This is a genomic window from Enterobacter sp. Ap-867, from assembly GCF_011752855.1.
Lineage (GTDB): Bacteria > Pseudomonadota > Gammaproteobacteria > Enterobacterales > Enterobacteriaceae > Cedecea.
Map to the genome: position 1 here is coordinate 24,507 of NZ_VWWS01000012.1, position 23,444 is coordinate 47,950.

Sequence of the window (23,444 nt, forward strand, 5' to 3'; positions counted from 1 at the left end):
GAAATCGCATCATAATTGAACTCACCGGGCTGTGCAATTTTTATACAACCCTTGTTCAGGATTGGTTGAATCTGAACAGAGGCAGCAGGTAGCGCTCGGCCTCTGCGATAATCGCTTCGTAATACTCGGCATCAAGGGTACGGTACAAACGTTGCAGCCAAATATCAGCCCCTTCCCCTTCCACCATATGGTTTCCTTCCCAGGCAGCAAGCAGCTTAGTCCGGGCTTTCTGCTGCGTCTCCTCATCCCATAAAATGGCATCATTTTGTGGGTCATAACAGGTTTTTATCCACGCGCCACCGCTGTTATGCAGCAGCAGCAATGGCTGACGGAGACCTTCTTTATAACCCTCAATCAGTTGCAACAACCAGGCTTTAGCTTCGTCCTGTGCCATATGAGGGAAACGCCACTGTGAATCTTTGCGCCCGAACATTCGGCTTTCGCCCGAATAGCCGCTCGCACAGTAAACCAAATGTTCAATCCACAGCTGCATGCCATGAGCCACATTCAGCACCGAAGGGCGCCAGCGCAGCAAACCATCAGCCTGTACGTCCGACAGCCAGCCCGTCACTCTGGTTCCGTCTATGTGAAGATCCACTTCACAGCTTTCCCCTTTTTGCCGTTCGGCCAGCACTTTTTCAGCCAGAGTTTGCATTTCATTCCGCTGGTTTTCCCACAAGATTTCACCGAAGGCCCCGTAAGGTAAAACGCCAGCTGCCCGGTAACGCACAAACAGCTGGTGCGGATCATCTTGCTGAACCAGAGCATTAAGCAGGTGCTGGTTTAACTGAAAACGGTCGAGTACATCGAGGGTAAAAGGCTCTTCATCCGGCAATTCGGTATCTTCCAGGCGGAAGTTAATGCCGAGACGCATTTGGAAAAATGCCCGCACCGGGTGCCGCCAAAAGCGCTGGAGCTGCTCAAGGGAGATGTCGTCCCAGGGATCCGCAATCAAAGGCTGAATAAAGTGGGCATGCGCTACGCCGCTGCCGCTTGCCGCTGGCAGCCACTCCTGAGCAAAGCTTTGCCCATCGCCTCCGGCAAGGTAGTTGGTGCTGTCAAAAGGTGTTCGGGCATGAAGCGTGACCAGATGCTTTCTCACATGCTCACTGCTGTCATCTGCATTACATTCAGCATCTCCGGGGAGGTAGTGACTGCGAGCGATATAATCCAGCAGTTCTTCCACCAGCACCGACGGGTAACGCCTGCTGTTGTCCTGAATCGAACGGCCGATATAGCTGATGTACAGCCGCTGCTGGGCCGAAATAAGCGCTTCCAGGAACAGATAGCGGTCATCGTCTCGGCGGCTGCGGTCCCCACGCTGCGGGTGCTGGCTCATCAGGTCAAAGCCCAATGGCGCAAGCGTTCGCGGATAGACACCGTCATTCATGCCCAGCAAACAAACGACCTTAAAGGGAATGGCGCGCATTGGCATCAGGGTACAGAAGTTTACCGGCCCGGCGAGGAAGCGCTGGCTGATGCGCTCCTGGTCAAGACGCTGGGCCAGTTCATCACGCAGCAAGGTTAATGACACGGGCTGCTGGTAGGCTGCATCAGTGCCTTTTTCAATCATCTCCTGCCACTGCTGCTCAATCAGCGCCAGTGCGGCTTCTGTTTCACCATCAGGCAGGAAGAAGCTGTTCAGCATGTCCCTGCATAGCGGCAACCATTCGTCTAAAGGGCGCTCCTGAGTTAACAGCTGACGCCAGCGGTTCAGCTGCATCAGCAACTCCGCAAGCTGCCCCACCAGTTCGGCAATCAGGCCGCTGGACTCATCATAGGGCAGCACAGAATCCCAGACCCCAGCCTGGCTTTCCATCGCATAGCCAAGCAGCATCCGGGTCAGGCCAAACCGCCACGTATGCTGCCCGGTCGCAGGCAGATCCAGTTCTCGAACGTTGTCATCATCAATGCCCCAACGTACACCTGATTCATTCACCCATTTACGCAGATAGCGCAGCCCTTCTTCATCAATAGAGAAACGCGCCGCCAGGGCAGGCACTTCCAACAATGAAAGCACATCTTCTGCTGCGAAACGGCTTTCCGGCAAGCCAAGCAGTAAAATGAACGCCTGCAGGGCCGGGTGAGCCTGGCGCGCCCGACGGTCAGAAATGGCAAACGGCAGCCAACGCTCGTCCTTCGCGCTACCAAACACCGCCTGGATAAACGGACTGTAGCTATCAATATCCGCAACCATCACGATGATATCGCGCGGGGTAAGTTCTGGATCGGCCTCCAGCATCGCCAGCAGTTGATCGTGCAGCACTTCAACTTCTCGCTGCGGGCTATGGCACTCATGGAATGTCAAAGAACGATCGTTAAGATCCAGCAGCCGTTTACCGTCACTGTGTTCGTACTCCTCAGCCGTCAGCCCCAGCACCTGCGAATCTTTCAGCTCTAACAGGTCATTTTGCAGGCCGTGGAGAAGGTTATCGGGTTCTAAATCGACAAAAACATCGATCTCTTCAAAACGCTCCAGCTCGGAAAGCAAAAACGCGTAGTCGCGCCCTAATTTCCCCCAAGAGGCCAGCAAGGAATTCCCCACATCCTGCTCACCAAGCTCATTGAACAACGAAGAGGCATTGTCGTTGTCCTTAAACAAGGTCTGCTCTTGTTCTGTCTGATGCCGACGACGACGACGGCTGACAAGACGAGCAAGGAACGCGGGATCTTTAATATCCCCCCAGTAGTAGCGGCAGGGGTTGGTAAATAGCACATGGACGTCGATATGCTTACCCAGCGCCTGCAGAGCCTGGAGGTACACCGGTGGCAGAGCGGAAATCCCACAAATAAAGACGCGAGATGGGAGTCCCGCCGGGCAAACCTCGCTTTTCTCAAGAGCGCTAATAAAGCGCTGGTAGAGATTGGCTCGATGCCATTCAGGCTGCCCCAGCTCAGCGGTGTAGCGCACCAGTTCCGCCCAGAGTGGAGCCTGCCAGAGCTGAGACTCTCCCACGCCTTCGACAAGCTCGCCCTTCTCCCAGCGGCTTAGCCAGCCGGGACGATAGACAAGATACTGGTCATAAAGGTCGGCAATCCGGGAAGAAAGCTGAAACAGCTTACGGCTGCTGTCGTCTACCTGCAGATAGTGGCCAAGCATCTCGAACTCTGGCTTGTGGAGCATATTGGGGATAAGCGTCATCAGCTTCCAGCTCATGCTCTGCTTGTTGAAAGCGCTCACTTCCGGGATATCGGGCAATACCTTCACGAACATGTCCCAGATAAAGCTGGCGGGCAGCGGAAACTCGATGTTCGCCGCAATACCAAACTTCTGTGCCAGCGTCATTTGCAGCCACTGCGCCATCCCGGTGCTTTGCACCAGCACCACTTCCGGCTCAAAAGGATCCGGCAATGGCTGGTGCTCCACAATGAACTCCATAATGGCTTCCAGCACATCAAGGCGGTTGGAATGGTAGACACGCAACATGAAATCGCTACTCCTGACGTTGTTCTGACCGTGGGCAATCGAGCCTCGAAAGCTGCGCTATCCGGCCCTCTGGACTTGTTACAGTAACGTCGATGCTGACACATCCCAAAGACGATGTCTGCTGTTGATGCACATTCCATGCATCTGAAAGTGGAGGAACTTCTGGCTCGGTCTACTCACGCGCGACTCGCCACAGCTGCCTTAGCTGCCATTGGCTGGTGAAACCCTGCTGCAATACACCGTGGTACCCCAGCAATGCGGTCATCACTATCGCAAACAGCGCCAGGGCACATAGCACCTCCGGGAGGCTGAACCCATGCTGCCGGGAAACTATCGAGGCAGTTTGCATAAGTCATCGTCCAATAAAGGGCAAAAATCCAGCCAGCCCTGCGCGGAGGCCACTAATTTATTCCCCTGAAGTCCCCCCCAGCGCCACAATGTGAACGGTAGCGTGGGCCCTGCAACAGAACCGGAAGCAGCCAGTAAGGCCTCACCTTTATCGGTTAGATGCAGGCAGGCGTGCCACTGATTACGCGACTCAAACTGACATTGCCAGGTTCTCTGGGGTTGCCAGCTTTGTTTTTCCCCCCATGCCAGCGCAGATCTTGCAGCCGTCTGATTTTTAATAAACTGAATTTCGGCGGCAACCTCAAAGCGCTGGGCGCTAAGTTGCCGGGAAAGCCCACTCAGCATCAGAGAACCAACTGCAAGCAGCATCAATACCATCAGCAAAGAGGTGCTCCCTTTCTCTTGCTTGCCGCTCATGAATTTTCTCCACTCACCGTGTAGCTAAGCTCCACAGGACGCCCACCTTGCTTCAGATATGCAGCAAGACTCACGAGGAATAAAGGCCTGCCGGTTTTGCGATTCAGGCGAACCACGGAAAAATGCTGCACCACCAATTGCGTCGGGTCAGACATTCTTTCCCAGCCGGTACCTTCACAATGCTCTACGCCCTTTTGAGTCTCCAGGCTGCCGTTACGCAAGCGATAGCCCGTCTGTTCATTTTGACTACCAGGGGTCGTGTCCCACCGGCCATTACCGTTGGCATCCCACTGCAATACCACGCAGTTTCCGTTGTTCATAAGCTTTACAGCCTCCCCCTGACACTTCCCTCGGCAATAACCCGCACGCTGTAAATTTTTTCCAACGGTGAACGCCATTTGCCAAAGCGCTTCCTGCTGAGCAACGTAGCTGTACTGGCGTAAAACCTCGCCCTGCAAAGCGGGGAAAAGCCTTGAAGTGCCTAGCAGCAGCACGCTGCTCAAGGCCATCGCAATAAGCGTTTCGAGTAACGTAAACCCTCTCTGAGCGCTCAACATGACTTGTCTCCGGACATTTCGCACAGCCGGATGCGCCCCCAAACCGAGAGCGTCACTTTCCAGCGCCCGACCTGACTTTTCACAATAAGGTGGCCTGGCCAGGCTGTGTTGCGAATACCGTAGAAACCTAACCCGGCAGTCATATCCTCCACGACGATATCGTCAAACTCGGGGGTAAACGTCAGATTTGAGTTTCCCGAACAGTTTTCTTCAGCGGCACGGCTTGTCAGGCACCAGCTTTTCCCCAATTGATGCAGCGCCAAAAGATGGGTTTGGTTGTGCCAGTTGGCATCATTTCTTAGCCGCGAGAGAAAGTGACTCAGTTGCTGAGCCGTTTGCCGCAACTGCACTCTCTGCTGCCACTCGTGCCAGCCGTGAAGCCCACCAGCGCTGAGTACGGCAACAATGGCTATCACCACCATCACCTCAATAACGCTAAAACCACGTTGGTTGATTTTCATGGGAGGAGTGTGGGCCACAGAAGTTGAATCAGCCAGTTCGCAAATCAGATGATGCGACACATATCGGAAGATAATTAAGGCGTTACGGAGAGTTGCATACGCTCTGGAATCAATGCCGAAGAAGCAAAACCAGGGCAAAAAAAACCGGCGCACTCAGGCACCGGTTCTGTCACTCTGTCAGCAGGTTAAATGGCGACAGGCGCTTTGATCGCCGGATGCGGATCGTAGCCTTCAATCTCGAAGTCTTCGAAACGGTAGTCAAACAATGACTCCGGCTTACGTTTGATAACCAGCTTAGGCAGCGCGCGCGGTTCACGGGTTAGCTGCAGACGTGTCTGTTCCAGGTGATTGCTGTACAGGTGCGTATCGCCCCCGGTCCAGACAAAGTCGCCCACTTCCAGGTCGCACTGCTGCGCCATCATATGCACCAGCAGCGCATAGCTGGCGATGTTGAACGGCAAACCAAGGAAGATGTCGCAAGAGCGCTGGTAGAGTTGGCAAGAGAGTTTGCCGTCTGCCACATAGAACTGGAAAAACGCGTGGCAAGGGGCCAGCGCCATTTTATCCAGCTCGCCCACGTTCCACGCAGAGACAATAATGCGCCGAGAATCGGGATCGTTTTTCAACTGGTTGAGCACGGTGGTTAGCTGATCAATATAACGCCCGTCAGGGGTTGCCCAGGAACGCCACTGCTTGCCGTAAACCGGGCCGAGATCGCCGTTTTCATCCGCCCATTCGTCCCAAATCGTCACCTTGTTTTCCTTCAGGTACGCGATATTGGTATCGCCATTAAGGAACCACAGCAGCTCATGAATGATCGAACGCAGGTGACATTTTTTGGTGGTAACCAGCGGGAAGCCTTCCTGCAGGTTAAAGCGCATTTGATGTCCAAAAATCGACAACGTGCCGGTACCGGTACGGTCCGCTTTTGGCGTGCCCTCTTCGAGCACTTTTTTCATCAAATCAAGATACTGTTTCATGTCACCTCACGAAAGTTGCTGCTGCGGACGGCGGTAAGCCCAGACCATCATAATGATACCGGCAACAATCATCGGAATCGACAGGATCTGCCCCATGCTGATGTACTGTACCCAGGTGCCGGTGAACTGCGCATCCGGCTGGCGGAAGAATTCGACGATGATACGGAACGCACCGTAGCCAATCAGGAACAGGCCAGAGACGGACCCCATTGGGCGAGGCTTACGAATAAACAGGTTCAGGATGATGAACAGGACAACCCCTTCCAGCGCCAGCTCATAAAGCTGAGACGGGTGGCGAGGCAGTACGCCGTAGGTATTGAACAGCGATTGCCATTCCGGGTGCGTTGCCAGCAGGCCAACGTCTTCACTGCGTGAACCAGGGAACAGCATGGCGAAGCGGAAGTTCGGGTCAACGCGGCCCCACAGTTCGCCATTGATAAAGTTGCCGAGGCGCCCAGCACCTAAACCAAACGGGATCAGCGGAGCAATAAAATCAGAGACCTGGAAGAAAGTACGCTTGGTGCGGCGCGCAAACCAAATCATCACGCAGATAACACCGATCAGGCCGCCGTGGAAGGACATACCGCCGTCCCAGACTTTGAACAGGTAGAGAGGATCGGCAAGGAAGACCGGCAGATTGTAGAAGAAGACATAGCCCAGTCGTCCCCCCAGGAACACGCCAAGGAAACCTGCATACAGCAGATTCTCTACTTCATTTTTCGTCCAGCCGCTGCCCGGACGGCTGGCGCGGCGCCCGGCAAGCCACATGGCAAACACGAACCCGACCAGGTACATGAGCCCGTACCAGTGCAGGGAAACCGGCCCGATGGAGAAAAGCACCGGATCAAATTCAGGGAAACGCAGATAGCCACTATTCATCTGTCACCACAAGCTATTGTTACCTCACCCAAAATAGAAGGTGAGTGGCAAGTACGCACCACTCTCGATGCGCTCCGAAAGCAGCGGATCATAGCACAAACAGCCAGAGTGATTGATTACGGAAGTTGTAAAAGATGTGTAATGTCCCGGTGGTACCGGGGCATCCAGGGCGTATCCGGGAGTGTGAACCAACACCAGGCATAGAAGAAAACGAACAGGGAAACCCCTTCGGGGTTTTCGGAAGATGAGCCACAACAAGGGAAAAACCACGCTTTTTCCCTTGTTGTCAGACGGGGAAAATGTCCCGGTGAGATCGGGACATTGAGAACGGATCAGCGCCCACCGCGAATCAGGCCACCCATGCCGCGGCGCTCCATAAACGCAGCGACCTGGTGGCGTACTTCCGTCGCCATTTGAGCCTCAAGGGTACGCTGAGCAAGCACTTCGGCTTCTTCAAGCTGAATATGGCGTAACAGGTATTTAATGCGCGCGACGGAACGGCCGTTCATTGAAAGATGACGGTACCCCATGCCCACAAGAATCGCGACGCACATCGGGTCACCGGCCATTTCGCCGCACAGGCACAGATCGAGGTCATAGCGCTCGGCCTCACGGGCAATCAGGTTCAGCGTACGCAGCATCGCCGGATGCAGGCTATCGTAAAGGTTAGCCACCCGCGTGTTGTTACGGTCAACCGCCAGCAGATACTGAGTCAGGTCGTTTGTACCAACGGAAATAAAATCAATACGCCCGGCCAGATGCCCCAGCATGAACACCATGGAAGGCACTTCAACCATCACCCCAAGCCTGAACTTCGGCAACTGGTAGCCTAATTCCTCTTCGACTTCCCGGCCCGCACGATCGATAAGTCTGCGCGCATCATCGATTTCATCAATGCTGGTGATCATCGGCAGCAGGATACTCAAATTCCCCGTAGCCGCATTCGCACGCAGCATGGCGCGGACCTGGATCAGAAAGATCTCTGGCTGATCCAACGTAATACGAATGCCTCGCCAGCCAAGACAGGGATTCTCCTCGCTGATAGGCATATACGGAAGCTGTTTATCCGCCCCGACGTCCAGCGTTCGCAGCGTCACAGGTTTGTCGTTAAACATCTGCAACATGCCCTGATACTGTGCAACCTGCTCTTCTTCGGACGGGAAACCGCTTTGCAGCATAAAAGGTATTTCGGTGCGGTACAGCCCGATGCCGTCGATACGGCTACCAAGCTGTTCTTCATGCTCAGGACTAAGCCCGGCATTCAGCATGACCTGCACCCGCTCGCCGCTTTTTAACGCCGCGGGCTGCTCCACATCATCTTCCGCCAGGCGACTAAGTTCGTTCTCCTCGGTCACCAGGCGCTGGTATTCCTGCAGCAAAACCGGCTCAGGATCCACCAGCAATTCACCGCGATAGCCGTCCACGATCAGCATTCGGCGATGCAGAGCCGATGGCTGAATATCAGCGCCCATGACGGTTGGGATACCGAGCGCACGGACCATAATGGCGGCATGAGAGTTTGCCGCACCATCGCGCACGACAACGCCCGCGAGACGGTTTTGCGGCAGTTCGGCAAGCGTGGTGGCTGAAAGTTCGTCGGCAACCAGCACAAAGCGCTCAGGCCAGGTATTCGGGCTTTGAATCGTGTCATCGAGATGGAACAACAGGCGCTGCCCCAGCGCTCTGAGGTCGCCCGCGCGCTCTTTCAGGTAGCTATCTGAAAGGCTGGCAAACTGTTCAGCAAACTTCTCCACCACCGTTTTCACGGCCCATTCAGCGACCAGGCCTTTATCTACCTCAGCAAAAAGCTCACGCCGCAGGCGGGCGTCGGTCAGCAGGTGAGAGTAAAGGTCGAAAATCGCCGCAGTCTCTTTCTGAGCCCCGGCGGCAAAACGCTTGCTGTAGCGGCGGAATTCCCCGGAAGCCTCTTCCAGCGCGGCGGTCAGACGCTCGCGCTCAAGCGCCGTGTCCAGGGTCGACGCTTCAAAAACTTGCTCCATCAGCGGGACGGTTGTGTCCATCCAGCCTTCGGCAATCGCCACGCCTGGCGATGCAGGCAGCGCACGGATACGGGTCTGGCGATACTGTCCAAACAGGGCCGCTAACTGAGACTGCGATAATATCCCGGCCATTTGCGTTGCCAGCGTAACGAGGAAAGACTCTTCGCTCTCATCGTACTGCCGGTGTTCACGCTGCTGAACAACCAGCACTCCCAGAAGCTGACGGCGCTGGATAATAGGCACGCCGAGGAACGCACGAAAACGCTCCTCTTTTACGGCGGGCACATATTTAAAGCTGGGGTGTTTTTGCGCATCTGCAAGGTTAATCGGCTCCGCGAGCCGCCCAACCAGGCCAACAATACCTTCATCAAAGGCAAGCGTGACGGTGCGACCGCGCGGTTTCTTTAACCCGCGCGTCGCCATAAGGTAAAAACAGCGGCGCTCGTGGTCGGCGAGATAAACCGAGCAAACCTCGGTATCCATCGCAAGGCAGATGTCAGTCACCAAAATGTCCAGCGCCTCATTGAGACGCGGGGCACTGGCGACCTTTTCGACTATTTCTCGCAGACGGGTGAGCATTTTTCGCGTGACTTAACCTCTTTTACGTCGCCATGCCGGCGAGTTATTGCGTGGTGGCGTAACTTCCTGCAGTGGCATCACCACGCTGGCAAACTCTTTCATTACCCGGCGATAGACATCGCGCTTGAATGAAACAACCTGACGGACCGGATACCAATAACTGACCCAGCGCCAGCCATCAAATTCCGGCGTACTGCTGGTTTGCATGTTGATCTCACCGTCGCTGCTCAGCAACTGCAAAAGAAACCATTTTTGTTTTTGGCCGATACAAACCGGCTTTGTGTCCCAACGCACCAAACGTTTAGGTAATTTGTAACGCAACCAGTTTCGGGTCGAGGCAAGAATGCGAACATCTTTTCTTTGTAGACCGACTTCTTCGAAAAGCTCCCGGTACATTGCCTGTTCAGCGGACTCGCCAGGATTAATACCCCCCTGGGGAAATTGCCAGGAATGTTGGCCAAAGCGTCGCGCCCACATCACCTGTCCCTGCCGATTACATATTACGATCCCAACGTTGGGGCGGTAGCCATCATCATCGATCACCGGACTACCTCAAAACAAACTTAGATTGCATCGATTGTTTCATACAAGTGTCAGGCGGTAAACCACTCTCTCGGCGGCGCTCGCATGGAATAACATTTGAATAACTCACAAAAGAGAGCCGGGTTATAAACAGGGGACGGTCAAAACCGGCGGTTTTATTCACTTTTTCTGTGGATATAACTGTGAAGAACTACCGAATTACATCGGGACAACTCAGGACAACTAAAATAAGGAGCAATCCTGCCACACATTAAAGCCTTTAAATTTCATAATCATAATACTATAAAAATGACACACGAGTTTCATAATGTGATGATCGTCACATATGAAGATCGCCTACTGATGAAAGATCGCACAATGTTGTTTTTATCCACAGATTGTGCCAACAAGTTAGTCACAAATCGGTGATAAATTGTATTTTAGCGCCTCGTCAAGGCTGTAAATGGAACCAGTAGTCATGCTTTTTCCCAGTTATCCCACTTTTCTGTGGATAACATGGTGTAAGATCCTGTTCATTGTCAGTGACCAGATTTGGAAAAGCCTTTTTAATGTTGCTGCAACGAAACGGCTGCCTTTAAAAACTCATTATAAATCAGAATATTGTTAATCTTATCCTCAGACGACTAAACTAAGCTTTCGCTGTGCACAAAGTGCGTTCATTTTTTAACCAAAAAACATCAACGAGTTATGCAACCAATACGTCCGCTCATCACGCCCCCACGCAGTGAAGCCGAGCTGCTCCAACAGGCGCAAAGCGTCGCCGGTTATACTCTGGGCGAGCTGGCCGCCTGCGCTGGCTTACAGACGCCGAAAGACCTGAAGCGCGATAAAGGCTGGATTGGCGTGCTGCTGGAGCTGTGGCTGGGTGCCAGCGCGGGCAGCAAGCCCGAACAAGACTTTGCCGCGCTCGGGATCGAACTGAAAACGATCCCGGTGGATAGCCTTGGCCGCCCGTTGGAAACCACGTTCGTCTGCGTCGCGCCGTTAACCGGTAATAGCGGCGTCATTTGGGAAACCAGCCATGTGCGGCATAAGCTCAAGCGCGTGCTGTGGATCCCGGTTGAGGGAGAAAGGCAGATCCCGCTTGCCGAGCGGCACGTGGGTTCTCCGCTATTATGGAGCCCTTCAGAAGAGGAAGAACAGCAGCTGCGCCTGGACTGGGAAGAACTGATGGATTTGATCGTGCTGGGCCAGGTCGAGCGCATTACCGCCCGTCACGGCGAAGTGCTGCAGCTGCGGCCAAAAGCCGCCAACAGCCGGGCGTTAACAGAGGCTATTGGCGCGGACGGCTCACCTATTCTCACGTTACCTCGCGGCTTCTACTTAAAGAAGAATTTCACCGCAGCTCTTCTCGCACGGCACTTCACGCTCTAATAGCCGCCGCAGAGAACGGAATCCAGGGTTCTGTCAGTAAGTACCGGGGAATGTTACATTTCCCTCGTCCTATTAAGAATTTACCGCTTTCTTTCCCCTGTTCATCAGGTTATTACTAAACTTATTAACAAGATCCCTTCCTGACGAGGAACATACCGATGACTAAATGGGCAGTAGCAATCTCCGCCATTGGTCTTGCCTTTGCCGTTTCAGGCTGCAGCAGTGACTACGTAATGGCCACCAAAGATGGACGAATGATTTTGACCGAGGGCAAGCCGAAGGTCGATGAAGATACAGGTCTGGTAAGCTATCGTGACCAGCAAGGTAATGAAATGCAGATCAACCGCAACGACGTTTCCCAGATTATTGAGCGCTAATCTCGCAGGGTCAGCCCCTCGGCTGGCCTGATGATTTTTCTTCTTTCCCCCTCTTTCGCTTTGCTCCGGCCTCTGCCATGTTTATAGACCTTTTGTCGGGTAACGATGCCTGACGAGTCAAAAGAACAACAGGAAGCCGGCTATGCACTATCACCGTATCCCCCACAGTTCACTTGAAGTCAGCACGCTGGGGCTGGGAACCATGACCTTTGGTGAACAAAACAGCGAGGCCGATGCCCACCAGCAGCTCGACTACGCCGTCAGTCAGGGCGTGAATCTGATTGATGTCGCGGAAATGTACCCGGTGCCGCCGCGCCCGGAAACCCAGGGCTTAACCGAGAGCTATGTCGGCAGCTGGCTTAAAGCTCGCGGCAACCGCGAAAAACTGGTTGTTGCTTCCAAAGTCACTGGCCCCACCCGCAACAACGACGCGGGCATCCGCCCAAACCAGATCCTCGACCGGAAAAACATCCGCGAGGCGCTGGATGCCAGCCTCAAACGCCTGCAAACCGATTACCTCGACCTCTACCAGGTTCACTGGCCGCAGCGTCAGACCAACATGTTTGGCAAACTGGGCTACACCTGGAGCGACACAACCTCGCTGCCGGTAACGCTGCTGGAAACCCTTGAAGCGCTGACCGAGTGCCAGCGTGCCGGGAAAATTCGCTATATCGGCGTCTCGAACGAAACCCCGTGGGGCGTGATGCGCTACCTGCAGCTTGCGGAAAAACACGATCTGCCGCGCATCGTGACCATTCAAAACCCTTACAGCCTGTTAAACCGCAGCTTTGAAGTTGGCCTGTCTGAAATCAGCCAGCACGAAGGCGTTGAGCTGCTCGCTTATTCCTGCCTCGCCTTCGGCGTGCTGTCGGGCAAATACCTTAACGGAGCCAAACCGGCCGGCGCTCGCAACACGCTGTTTAGCCGCTTCACCCGCTACAGCGGCGAGCAGTCGCAAAAAGCCGTTGCGGCCTACGTAGAAATAGCTAAACGCCATAATCTCGACCCGGCGCAAATGGCGCTGGCCTTCGTTCGCCGTCAGCCGTTTGTGGCCAGCACGCTGCTCGGCGCCACGACGCTGGAACAGCTGAAAACCAACCTTGAAAGCCTGCATTTGACGCTAAGCGAAGAGGTGATTGAGGAGATTGAAGCGGTGCATCGCCTCTATACTTACCCGGCACCGTAAAAAACTAAGGCCCTCCAAAAGAGGGCCTTTTTGCTATTTATGTTTGATTTGCCACAGCCACAGGGCACTAATCGCCAGCGCAAACACCGCCCCAAATCCAATGCCAATGCCAACGATGGACGCCCCGGTTTTCACCGCCAGTGAGAACAGACCCAGCATCAAAAGCATGGCCGTGTTTTCACCAAGGTTTTGCACGGCAATGGCGTTACCTGCCCCGACCGTGTGCTTGCCGCGCTCCTGGAGCAGCGCGTTAAGCGGCACCACAAAGAAACCGCCCAACAGGCCAATCAACACCAGCAAAGCGTAAGACGGCAACAGAGAATGCTGTAGAGCAAAAATCAGTACGCCAACGCCGATTAAAATCCCGGCGGGCATGCAGCGGGCGACGGTTTCCAAAGTCACCAGCTTCGCGGCTGCTCCGGCCCCCACCACAATCCCAACCGCAACCATCGCATTAAGGTAAGTCGGTGTCGCGTTATCCGTGATCCCTAACGCCACCGGTACCCACAGCACCAGCAGGAATCGAAGCGTCACGCCCGCCCCCCAGAATAGGCTGGTGCCTACCAGCGAGAAGCGCGTTTCTCCGCTGCGCCAAAGGCTGCAGCAGGCGGAAAAGAAACTGTGCGTCATCGGCTTGAAACGCCACGACTGGCCGGGGCGCGCGGCGGCAAGTTTAGGGATAAAGACGTTGGCAACCACCGCCCCGCCGTAAACCAGCGCGCAGACAACCAGCGCCGCCGTCAGATTCCAGTCTGCCAGCACGCCGCCGGCAACGGATCCCAGCAGGATCGCCGCAATGGTAGAAGACTCCATCAGGCCGTTGGCCTTCACCAGCCGATCGCCAGTGGTCAGCTCGCCGAGAATGCCGTATTTAGCCGGTGAATAGGCTGCCGCGCCAATGCCCACCAGCGTGTAACCGACAAAAGGATTCAGCCCCAGCGCAATCACCGCCGCACCCACAAGCTTCATGCTGTTCGCCAGCATCATCACTCGCCCTTTGGCGAAACTGTCGGCCACCTGTCCCACAAACGGCGCAAAGAGGATGTACGCGCCAACAAACACCATTTGCAGCACGGGCTGGCTCCAGTCCGGGTAGAACTGCTGCTTGAGCACCGCGAGCGTGGCGAACAACAGCGCGTTATCGCCAAAAGCCGATAAAAACTGCGCCGCGGTGACCGCCATCATGCCCCGGGACCACAACGAACCGCTATTGCCAGCCTGTTCAGCCATGGGCTTTCTCCGCTTCATCAACCTGTGCTTTCAGGGTGACAAAATCTGGTTTTCCGCTGCCTAGCACAGGCAGCTGTTTGAGGAAGCGAATATCGCGTGGCACCGCCAGCTCAGGCACGCCGTGCTCACGCGCATAATGCAGAAGTTTTTCGCGGTTAAGCTCGCTGTCGGTGGTAAACATCACCAGCGCCTCGCCTTTGGCGGCGTCGAGCTTAACGACCGTAGCATGCAATTTGTCCGGCGAAATGCCGATCGCCATCTGTTCGACCATCTCAAGCGACACCATCTCCCCAGCGATTTTGGCAAAGCGCTTCGCACGCCCCTGAATCACGCAATAGCCCTGCTCGTCAAAGGTCACGATATCGCCAGTGTCGTACCAGCCGGGTTCCATCTCACCCAGGCCATTTTCAGCCTCAGGCTTCTCCAGCACGCCCGGATTTTCCACGCGCAGATAGCCGTTCATGATGTTTGGCCCTTTTAGCTGCAGCCTTCCGCCCTGTTCAATACCGGGCACCGCCAGCAGGCGAGCATCCATTGCCGGAAGAATGCGGCCCACGGTGCCCGGTTTCGCCGCCATCGGCACGTTGATAGACACCACCGGCGCGCACTCGGTCACGCCGTAGCCTTCCAGAATTCGCAGGCCAAACTTGTCCTGCCACAGCTGCTTCGTGCTTTCCTGCAGCTTTTCTGCCCCGGCAACTACATAGCGCAGGCGGAAGAAATCATACGGGTTAGCAAAACGGGCATAGTTGCCGAGGAACGTCGAGGTGCCAAAGACCACCGTGCAATTGCGGTCGTAAATAAGCTCCGGCACCACGCGGTAATGCAGCGGGCTGGGGTAAAGGAACACTTCCGCCCCGGTCAGCAGCGGCGTGAACAGCCCGACCGTCAGGCCAAAAGAGTGGAAGAGCGGCAGCGCGGACATAAACCTGTCATCGGCGGTGAAGTCCGCGATGGTGCGAATCTGCTCTACGTTGGCCAACAGGCTTTTATGGCTGTGCACCACGCCTTTTGGATTGCCCTCCGAGCCGGAGGTAAACAGCACCATCGCCGCATCTTCCGGCTGCTGTTTCACCTGGGCCAGGCGAGGCGCAAGCAGATGAGCAAAGATCCACACTTTATCCTGCAGGGTGATGGTGGACCTTAAATCTTCCAGATACACCCAGCGCACCTGCGTCAGCTGTTCCGGCAGGTGCCACAGTTTTCCCTTATCCAGGAACTGCCGGGAGGTAAAGACCGTCTTGATTTGCGCCGCCGTAATCGCGCTGGTCAGCCCTTTTACGCCAGCCGTGTAGTTCATCATTGCCGGAATACGGCCCCGGGATGAAGCGCCAAAAATCACCGCCGCGCTGATCGCCGCATTCGGCAGCATCAAACCAATGGTTTCACCCTGTTCGCTGTATTTATCGAGGATTCGGCCCACAAACAGCGTTTTTTTCAGCAACGAACTGTAAGTATCTGGCTTGAAATTTATGTCTTCAATACAGTTTTTACTCGAACCATACCGATCCTTCGCCGCCAGCAGCGCCTCAAAAAGCGTCTCACGCGGGCGCACGGCCATACGCGCTTCCATCATGATTTGGTGCAGCATCTCGCCGGCCATTTTACGGCGATCCCTGGCCCGTGGGGCTTCTGGCATTGCAATGGAAGTTGGCGGCAGAAGATGCAGGGTAATACGCGGGAAAGCCCGGCGTTTTACTAGCCCTTTCAGGCGGCTAAAGAAAGTCAGCTCCGCGCCGTCGATGCGCAAAGGCACCACCGTGGCCTGTGCTTTGGCCGCCACAAATCCAGCTCCATCGTAGATTTTCATCAACGATCCGGTCACGCTGATGCGTCCTTCCGGGAAAATCACTACCGGGCGCCCCTGTTCCACCAGGCGCACCAGGTGCTTGATAGACATCGGTTTGGTCGGGTCCAGCGGAACAAAATCAATGAGCGGCTTAAGCCAGCGCATAAACCACTGCTGGCTTATTGAGGAGTAGACCGCAAATACGGGGCGCACCGGCAGAAAAAGTGCAACCAGGATCCCGTCCAGAAATGAGACGTGGTTTGGCACAATCAGCACCCGCTGGCGTTGAAGCACCTGCGGATCGCCGGAAAGAGTTACCCGGAACAGAATGCGAAATAGCGCACGGAAAAAAGCAAGAAGCATAGCGACTCTCTTTGTCGTCTGTCGGTCAGCATTAAGTGTAGAGTCGCAGAGTACACCAGTTGCGTTAAGTGCGGGAGGGGGCTCAAAAAATGGCAAAAAAAAACCTGCGCATCTGCGCAGGTTGGTGCAAAAGAATTGTACTCAGCAGAGTACCAGGAATTCTCACCAATCAATACCTCTGGGATCTGAATTGTCTCGTGCCGCCAGCGGCGAAACCAGCGGCAAAAAGCAAGGGAATGAGCCCAAGTGCAACCAGGTGTTTAAATTTTCGATTCTTGTTACAGGCGGCTGGATTCAGGCAAAAAAAAACCTGCGCATCCGCGCAGGTTGGTGTAATTCATAGGATCAGCAAATAATCGCTGACTTCACCTATCAATACCTCTGGGACCACAAATGTAGCAGCGGCGTCTTCCATTAAGCTATGCTGAAATCGCAACAGCCGACTGCAAAATGTAAGCAAAGATTTGGGCGGAAACGTTTAAAAATCCGCGACATGCACTAAAAAGAGGCAACCTCTTGAAGCAGGTGTAACCGTTACACGCTTTCACCTTGATTTTGCTCTACTTTGCGATATTCCCATCAGTTGTTGCCTTGCAGTCATCAGGGAATTCCGTAAAACTAAACGCAGTGTAAACGATTACCCCTAACAGGAAGGCTTTTCATGGCGACAATTAAGGATGTGGCTCGGCTGGCTGGTGTGTCTGTCGCCACGGTTTCACGCGTCATCAACCACTCCCCAAAAGCCAGCGATGCCTCAAAGCAGGCGGTGAATAGCGCCATGGAAGCGCTGAATTATCATCCCAACGCTAACGCGAGAGCCCTTGCCCAACAGGCCACGGAAACCATTGGCCTGATCGTGGGCGACGTTTCCGACCCCTTCTTTGGCGCGATGGTTAAAGCCGTGGAGCAGGTTGCCTACCGCACCGGCAACTTCCTGCTTATCGGCAATGGCTACCACAGCGAACAAAAAGAGCGCCAGGCCATTGAACAGCTTATTCGCCACCGCAGCGCGGCGCTGGTCGTTCACGCCAAAAAACTCCCTGATGAGGAGCTAATTTCGCTGATGAAGCAAATCCCCGGTATGGTGCTCATTAACCGCATTGTGCCAGGGTTTGAGCAGCGCTGCGTTGCGCTGGATGACCGCTACGGCGCCTGGCTTGCGACGCGCCATTTGATTCAGCAGGGGCACACCCGCATCGGCTACATCTGTTCCAACCACCAGATATCGGACGCAGAAGACCGCCTTCAGGGCTACTACGACGCGCTCCGCGAGCACAATATCCCCGTCAACGAGCGTCTGGTGACCTTTGGTGAACCCGATGAAAGCGGCGGCGAGCAGGCCCTGACGGAGCTGCTGGGACGCGGCAAAAACTTCACCGCCGTGGCCTGCTACAACGACTCAATGGCCGCCGGGGCGATGGGCGTGCTGAACGACAACGGCATTGATGTTCCCGGTGAGATTTCGCTGATTGGCTTTGATGACGTGTTAATTTCACGCTACGTGCGGCCCAGGCTGACCACGGTTCGCTACCCGATTGTGACCATGGCGACTCAGGCAGCAGAGCTCGCGCTGGCGCTGGCCGAAAACCTGCCGCTGCCGGAAATCACCCATATGTTCAGCCCGACGCTGGTGCGCCGACACTCGGTGGCCTCTCCGGGCGACAACGCTTAAAGCGTAAGTTGATAAAGATGTACGGGCTGGTCGGGGTAATCCAGCCCGTCGCCAATGTAGCGCCAGCCAAACCGTTCATAATAGGTCTTACAGGCCGAATACAGATACAAAGACTCAAAACCCAGCTGGCGGGCATATTCCACGACGTGTCGCTGTAAAATCTCGCCCAGTCCCTTTCCTCGCTGGCTTTCATCAATATACAGCGCCGCCAGCCAGGGCCAGAGATCCTGCCGGCTGATCAAATCACAGCGCCACAGCCCCACGGTCCCCACCATCTTTTCGCCCTCCAGCGCAATAAACGTCAGGGGCATTTCGCCTTTCCGCTGGCTGGCGGCAACAATAGACGCAAAAAATCCTCGGCTTTCCTGACTGCCAAACGCCTGCCAAAGCCACTCCGTGACTTGCTCTGCGTGCTGAGGGGCCTGGTATAACGGGACAATTTTCACAACGATATACTCCTAAAAAACCACACCAAATTCTGAAAGCGTGATCCGGGACGACAATTTGCACGGCGAAACGGCAAGGCCGCTTGCGGGCGAAACTCCTGTGATAAACTGCTGGAAAATCGCGACAGCGTCCAGATCGGGAAGGAAACAATGGTAACAATGTTAGATGTCTCGTTACGCGCAGGGGTTTCCAAAGCGACGGTATCTCGCGTGTTAAACGGCACCGGACAGGTTAAAGCAAGCACCCGCGAACAGGTATTTAAGGCCATGGAAGAGCTGGGCTATAAGCCTAATTTTCTGGCACGATCGCTGGCAAACCGCAGCAGCAACAGTATCGGGCTGGTTGTCTCCACCTTCGATGGCTTCTACTTCGGGCGCCTGCTGCAGCAGGCTTCACGCCGCACGGAATTCTACGGTAAACAGCTGATTGTCACCGACGGGCATGACACGCCTGAAAAAGAGCTGGATGCCGTACAAATGCTGGCGGACAGGCACTGCGACGCCATCGTTCTCTACACGCGTTTTATGAGCGAACGGGCGTTGATGTCGCTGATGAATGCGATTCAGGTGCCGCTGGTCGTCATTAACCGGGACGTCACCCAGGCCCGTGAACGCTGCGTCTTCTTCGAGCAGCAGGATGCCGCCTTTCAGGCCACCGAATACCTGATCCAGCAAGGTCACAGGGAAATTGCCTGCATTACCGTGCCTATTTCCACGCCAACCGGCAAGGCGCGCCTGATGGGGTACCGGAAAGCACTGCAAAAACATGGTATTGCGTGGGATGAGAACCGGGTGAAATACGGGGATTCCAGCATGACCGAAGGGCACCACCTGTGCCAGGAGCTGCTGACCAGCGGCGTGACCTTCAGCGCGCTGTTTTCCTGTAACGATGATATGGCGCTGGGTGCTTCGAAAGCGTTGCACCAGGCCGGGATCCGTATTCCACAGGATATTTCGCTGTTCGGCTTTGACGACGCGCCGAGCGCCCAGTGGCTGGAGCCAGCACTGTCATCCGTCTATCTGCCCATCGACAACATGATCATTACCGCCATCGATCAGGCCATTAAGCTGGCGAGCGGCGAACCGTTAGCCCCCATCCCGCCATTTGTGGGGACGCTGGTACTGAGGGACTCCGTTGCGCCCGGCCCCTTTTTCGAGGCCGGACGGAAAGTCTCAAAGTAGCTCGAGCGCCAGCAGCTCCTGAATCGTCTGGCGGCGGCGAATCAGGCGCGCGCTGCCGTTATCAAACAGCACTTCCGGCAGCAGCGGACGACTATTGTAGTTAGAGGACATAGAAGCCCCGTATGCGCCGGTATCGTGCAGCACCAGGTAATCACCCGGTTTTACCGGCGGCAGCAGGCGGGTTTCTACCTTGCCGCCTTCCTGCTGGGTAAACACATCCCCGGACTCGCACAGCGGCCCCGCCACCACGGTTTCTTTCGGCTCCAGTGCGGACAGATCCCTCCCGTCACACGCCAGCGCAGAAATATGGTGGTAGCTGCCGTACATAGACGGACGCATCAGATCGTTAAAACCAGCGTCGATCAGCACAAAGTGGCGGGATCCCATATCTTTCACCGCGCGCACCTGCGAAACCAGCACCCCGGCTTCCGCCACCAGGAAACGCCCCGGCTCGATCTCCAGCTTCACCGGGTGCCCCAGATGAGCGGCTATTTTTTCACGCGCGGTATTCCACAGGCCGAAATAGTGATCGGTATTGATCGTTTCCTCACCTTCACGGTAAGGAATGGACAGCCCACCGCCCGCAGAAATCGCCTCAAGATCCTGACCGAAGTCGATGACCTGCTGCACCATCGCGCCGCACACCTGTTCGAGATGGCCATAATCCACGCCGGAACCAATGTGCATATGGATACCCACCAGGTGGATACCGTAGCGCTGCATCGCTTCCAGCGCTTTCGGCATATCGCTCAGCCAGATGCCGTGCTTACTGTTCTCGCCGCCGGTGTTGGTTTTCTGGCTGTGCCCGTGCCCAAAGCCCGGGTTAATACGCAGCCAGACGCGGTGTCCCGGCGAGACTTCGCCGAGCTGATGCAGCATATCCACAGATCCGATATTGACCGGGATTTTCTGCTCGGCCACCAGCGCCAGCGTGGCGTTGTCGATCACGTCGGCGGTAAAGACGATATCATCCGGGTTTTCCAGCGGCTTGTAGCCTGCCGCCAGCGCGCGCTCGATTTCCCCCTGCGACACCGAATCCACCTTCACGCCCTGCTCACGCATCAGTTTCAGGATGTGGATATTCGAGCAAGCCTTTTGGGCAAAGCGAATCACATCGAACTGGCGCAACTGGGCAATTTGCTGGCGAATGATCTCCGCGTCATACACCCAAACCGGGCAGCCAAATTCAGCGGGCAGGGTCAGCAAGTTTTGCGCGTTCAGCGCGGTGGTGGTGTCGTGCAGCGAGCGTGGCATGGTGAACTCCGGTAAACGTCATTTTCCCTATTACGCCACAGAAAGTGAGGGATAAAAAATATCGTTTTCTAGCGAGTCTATTCAAATATGATATGGTTTAGAAAATGCCCCTCACCCTAACGCTCTCCCCAGAGGGGAGAGGGGACAGTTTAATGCCCAATGCAATTTCTGTTTCCCCCTTCCAGGGAGAGGGCCGGGGTGAGGGTAATCAACATCAGCGGAACAACACCATGCCAGCCATCAACCTGCGCCACATCGAAATCTTCCACGCCGTGATGACGGCCGGCAACCTCACCGAAGCCGCAGGCCTGCTGCACACCTCCCAGCCCACGGTCAGCCGGGAGCTGGCGCGCTTTGAAAAGCTTATCGGCCTGCAGCTGTTCGAGCGCAGTCGGGGCCGCCTCTACCCCACCGTTCAGGGACTGCGGCTGTTTGAAGAAGTTCAGCGCTCCTGGTACGGACTGGATCGTATTATTAATGCCGCCGAAAGCCTGCGTGAGTTCCGCCAGGGCGAACTGTCTATTGCCTGCCTGCCGGTATTTTCTCAGTCATTTCTGCCGCGCCTGATACACCCTTTCCTGGCCCGCTACCCGGAGCTCAGCCTGAACATCGTGCCGCAGGAATCCCCGCTGCTGGAAGAGTGGCTTTCCGCCCAACGCCACGACCTGGGGCTGACGGAAAACATCACCACGCCTGCCGGGACGGAACGCCAAACCCTACTCACTCTGAATGAAGTTTGCGTGCTGCCCGCCGGGCACAAACTAGCCGCGAAAGCAGAACTCACACCGCAGGATTTTGCCGGGGAAAATTACATCAGCCTGTCTAGAACCGACAGCTATCGGCAACTGCTGGACTCGCTGTTTCAGGAATATGACGTAAAACGAAGAATGGTGGTGGAAACGCACAGCGCCGCGTCCGTCTGCGCAATGGTTCAGGCGGGGGCTGGCGTGTCTATCGTCAACCCTTTAACCGCGCTGGATTACCACGAACGCGGCGTGGTGGTACGCCCGTTCAGCGTGGCGGTGCCTTTTACCGTCAGCCTGATTCGGCCCCTGCACCGCCCGGCATCAGCCCTGGTCAGCGCGTTCAGCGACCACTTACAGCACAACATGCATCTGTATAGCGACCCGCTCAACGCGCTGCTCAACCGCTAGCTTATTGCCCGGTCACCGGCTGCTGATGCCCCGTGCCGTTGCTAAAGTTAATCAGGCAAAGTATCAGGCCAACCACTGCCAGCGCAGCCGCGGCGACCGGCACCGCCGTCAGGCCGAAGCCACGATCAATGACCGTGCCGCCAACCCAGGCACCGAGCGCATTGCCGACGTTAAAGGCCGCAATATTCAGCGTGGACACCAGATTAGGTGCTTCTTTGCCGTGCAGCACCACGTTGATTTGCAGCGCCGGTACCGTGGCAAACGCCGCCATCGCCCACAGGAACAGCGTGATTTCCGCTAGCCATGCGGCATGGCTTGTCCAACTGAACAGTAACGAGAAGACCGCAATCAGGCTGAAGCTGAGGATCAGGCTGAACGAGACTCGCCAGTCCGCCAACCGCCCACCCAGAATGTTACCCACCGTCAGCCCCGCACCGATCAGGAACAGCGTCCAGCTCACGCCCTCTGGCGTAATGCCTGTCACCTGTAGCAGCATCGGTGCAACATAGCTGAACAGCGCGAACATCGCCGCAGAGAAGAACACCGTCATACTTAGCGATAGCCAAAGCTTGCCGTGCGCCAGCGCTTTGATTTCGCTTTTTAAGTCAGTGGCTTCTTCATCTTTCTGCGACGGCAGGCTCACTCCCAGCGCCAGAAACGCAATCACCCCAATAACGGCCACGCCCCAGAAAGTCGCTCGCCAGCCGTAAAGCTGTCCGAACCAGGTGCCAATCGGCACGCCCAGCACGTTAGCCAGCGTCAAGCCGGTAAACATCAGCGCCACCGCCGAAGCCTTGCGCCCGGCAGGTACGAGGCTTGCCGCGACGACTGCGCCAATCCCGAAGAACGCGCCGTGGCACAGCGCCGTAATAACGCGCGCCAGCATCAGGAAGTTGTAGCTCAGCGCGAGGGCGCACAGCAGGTTGCCAACAATGAAAATCACCATCAGCAAAATTAACGACAGCTTGCGCGGCAGTCGGGCGGTCAGCAGCGCCATGATAGGCGCGCCAATGGCGACCCCCAGCGCATAGCCGCTGATCAGCCAGCCGGCGACGGGAATGGAGACATGGAGATCCCCTGCCACTTCGGGCAGCAGTCCCATAATCACGAACTCCGTCGTGCCGATGGCGAACGCACTCATCGCCAGCGCCAGTAAGGAAACAGGCATTGTATAACTCCGGTTGCAGACATGATGAAAAGCCATTGCTGTGCGCAATCGCCTGTAG

At 55.7% G+C, this 23,444-nt stretch carries 20 protein-coding genes and 1 pseudogene; 6 read left to right on the forward strand and 15 right to left on the reverse strand.

Annotation, left to right across the window (positions count from 1 at the left end):
* Positions 1 to 55: 55 nt before the first annotated feature.
* The 10 genes and pseudogenes from recC to rppH form a co-directional block, all read right to left on the reverse strand.
* Positions 56 to 3,427: an exodeoxyribonuclease V subunit gamma gene (gene recC, locus F3J26_RS21680; RefSeq protein ID WP_166995921.1), complete on the reverse strand. Its 3,372-nt coding sequence runs from the start codon at positions 3,425 to 3,427 to the stop codon at positions 56 to 58.
* 7 nt (positions 3,428 to 3,434) lie between these two features.
* Positions 3,435 to 3,572: pseudogene (locus F3J26_RS22800) on the reverse strand (prepilin-type N-terminal cleavage/methylation domain-containing protein); the annotation flags it as partial.
* Positions 3,573 to 3,599: 27 nt separating this feature from the next.
* Positions 3,600 to 3,776 carry a prepilin-type N-terminal cleavage/methylation domain-containing protein gene (locus tag F3J26_RS22805; protein ID WP_353621178.1) on the reverse strand — a complete coding sequence of 59 codons (177 nt, stop codon included), beginning with the start codon at positions 3,774 to 3,776 and terminating at the stop codon, positions 3,600 to 3,602.
* The gene (locus F3J26_RS21690) at positions 3,758 to 4,192 is read right to left on the reverse strand and encodes a DUF2509 family protein (RefSeq protein WP_008458454.1); all 435 of its coding nucleotides are present in this window, start codon (positions 4,190 to 4,192) and stop codon (positions 3,758 to 3,760) included. Before F3J26_RS21690 ends, F3J26_RS22805 begins: the two co-directional genes overlap by 19 nt.
* Positions 4,189 to 4,749, reverse strand: a complete 561-nt coding sequence (locus F3J26_RS21695; RefSeq protein ID WP_166995924.1) for a prepilin peptidase-dependent protein — start codon at positions 4,747 to 4,749, stop codon at positions 4,189 to 4,191. The genes F3J26_RS21690 and F3J26_RS21695 overlap by 4 nt, the downstream gene beginning before the upstream one ends.
* Complete coding sequence (locus tag F3J26_RS21700) at positions 4,743 to 5,210, reverse strand: prepilin peptidase-dependent protein (protein WP_166995926.1); 468 nt, start codon at positions 5,208 to 5,210, stop codon at positions 4,743 to 4,745. The genes F3J26_RS21695 and F3J26_RS21700 overlap by 7 nt, the downstream gene beginning before the upstream one ends.
* A gap of 185 nt (positions 5,211 to 5,395) precedes the next feature.
* Positions 5,396 to 6,190: a thymidylate synthase gene (thyA, locus tag F3J26_RS21705; protein WP_008458459.1), complete on the reverse strand. Its 795-nt coding sequence runs from the start codon at positions 6,188 to 6,190 to the stop codon at positions 5,396 to 5,398.
* A gap of 6 nt (positions 6,191 to 6,196) precedes the next feature.
* On the reverse strand, positions 6,197 to 7,069 hold the full coding sequence (gene lgt / locus F3J26_RS21710; RefSeq protein ID WP_008458462.1) for a prolipoprotein diacylglyceryl transferase: 873 nt from the start codon (positions 7,067 to 7,069) through the stop codon (positions 6,197 to 6,199).
* Between the two features lie 332 nt (positions 7,070 to 7,401).
* A complete protein-coding gene (gene ptsP / locus F3J26_RS21715; protein ID WP_008458464.1) occupies positions 7,402 to 9,648 on the reverse strand; it encodes a phosphoenolpyruvate--protein phosphotransferase in 2,247 nt (748 codons plus the stop codon).
* Between the two features lie 12 nt (positions 9,649 to 9,660).
* Positions 9,661 to 10,191: an RNA pyrophosphohydrolase gene (gene rppH / locus F3J26_RS21720; protein WP_008458467.1), complete on the reverse strand. Its 531-nt coding sequence runs from the start codon at positions 10,189 to 10,191 to the stop codon at positions 9,661 to 9,663.
* A 687-nt stretch (positions 10,192 to 10,878) separates the two neighbouring features.
* Here rppH and mutH point away from each other — a divergent pair.
* The 3 genes from mutH (at position 10,879) to F3J26_RS21735 (ending at position 13,128) form a co-directional block, all read left to right on the forward strand.
* Positions 10,879 to 11,565, forward strand: a complete 687-nt coding sequence (gene mutH, locus F3J26_RS21725; RefSeq protein ID WP_008458468.1) for a DNA mismatch repair endonuclease MutH — start codon at positions 10,879 to 10,881, stop codon at positions 11,563 to 11,565.
* Positions 11,566 to 11,723: 158 nt separating this feature from the next.
* A complete protein-coding gene (locus F3J26_RS21730; protein WP_008458470.1) occupies positions 11,724 to 11,942 on the forward strand; it encodes a YgdI/YgdR family lipoprotein in 219 nt (72 codons plus the stop codon).
* 142 nt (positions 11,943 to 12,084) lie between these two features.
* On the forward strand, positions 12,085 to 13,128 hold the full coding sequence (locus F3J26_RS21735) for an NADP(H)-dependent aldo-keto reductase (RefSeq protein WP_008458473.1): 1,044 nt from the start codon (positions 12,085 to 12,087) through the stop codon (positions 13,126 to 13,128).
* Positions 13,129 to 13,161: 33 nt separating this feature from the next.
* Here the strand turns inward: F3J26_RS21735 and lplT are convergent, their stop codons facing one another.
* Positions 13,162 to 14,358, reverse strand: a complete 1,197-nt coding sequence (gene lplT / locus F3J26_RS21740; protein WP_166995928.1) for a lysophospholipid transporter LplT — start codon at positions 14,356 to 14,358, stop codon at positions 13,162 to 13,164.
* The gene (gene aas / locus F3J26_RS21745) at positions 14,351 to 16,510 is read right to left on the reverse strand and encodes a bifunctional acyl-ACP--phospholipid O-acyltransferase/long-chain-fatty-acid--ACP ligase (protein WP_166995930.1); all 2,160 of its coding nucleotides are present in this window, start codon (positions 16,508 to 16,510) and stop codon (positions 14,351 to 14,353) included. Before aas ends, lplT begins: the two co-directional genes overlap by 8 nt.
* A gap of 661 nt (positions 16,511 to 17,171) precedes the next feature.
* Between aas and galR the strand changes: the two genes are divergently transcribed.
* Positions 17,172 to 18,182, forward strand: coding sequence for an HTH-type transcriptional regulator GalR (galR, locus tag F3J26_RS21750; protein WP_008458479.1), 1,011 nt, complete (start codon positions 17,172 to 17,174; stop codon positions 18,180 to 18,182).
* Here galR and F3J26_RS21755 read toward each other — a convergent pair.
* Complete coding sequence (locus tag F3J26_RS21755) at positions 18,179 to 18,628, reverse strand: GNAT family N-acetyltransferase (protein ID WP_166995932.1); 450 nt, start codon at positions 18,626 to 18,628, stop codon at positions 18,179 to 18,181. The two genes, galR and F3J26_RS21755, sit on opposite strands and share 4 nt — an antisense overlap.
* A gap of 150 nt (positions 18,629 to 18,778) precedes the next feature.
* Between F3J26_RS21755 and F3J26_RS21760 the strand changes: the two genes are divergently transcribed.
* Complete coding sequence (locus tag F3J26_RS21760) at positions 18,779 to 19,810, forward strand: LacI family DNA-binding transcriptional regulator (RefSeq protein ID WP_166868188.1); 1,032 nt, start codon at positions 18,779 to 18,781, stop codon at positions 19,808 to 19,810.
* Here the strand turns inward: F3J26_RS21760 and lysA are convergent.
* Positions 19,802 to 21,064 carry a diaminopimelate decarboxylase gene (gene lysA, locus F3J26_RS21765; RefSeq protein WP_166995934.1) on the reverse strand — a complete coding sequence of 421 codons (1,263 nt, stop codon included), beginning with the start codon at positions 21,062 to 21,064 and terminating at the stop codon, positions 19,802 to 19,804. The two genes, F3J26_RS21760 and lysA, sit on opposite strands and share 9 nt — an antisense overlap.
* Before the next feature lie 230 nt (positions 21,065 to 21,294).
* On the opposite strand from lysA, the gene F3J26_RS21770 reads away from it, so the two are divergent.
* A complete protein-coding gene (locus tag F3J26_RS21770) occupies positions 21,295 to 22,218 on the forward strand; it encodes a LysR family transcriptional regulator (protein WP_166878279.1) in 924 nt (307 codons plus the stop codon).
* A 1-nt stretch (position 22,219) separates the two neighbouring features.
* Here F3J26_RS21770 and F3J26_RS21775 read toward each other — a convergent pair whose 3' ends face one another.
* Positions 22,220 to 23,386, reverse strand: a complete 1,167-nt coding sequence (locus F3J26_RS21775; RefSeq protein WP_008458489.1) for an MFS transporter — start codon at positions 23,384 to 23,386, stop codon at positions 22,220 to 22,222.
* Positions 23,387 to 23,444 lie beyond the last annotated feature (58 nt).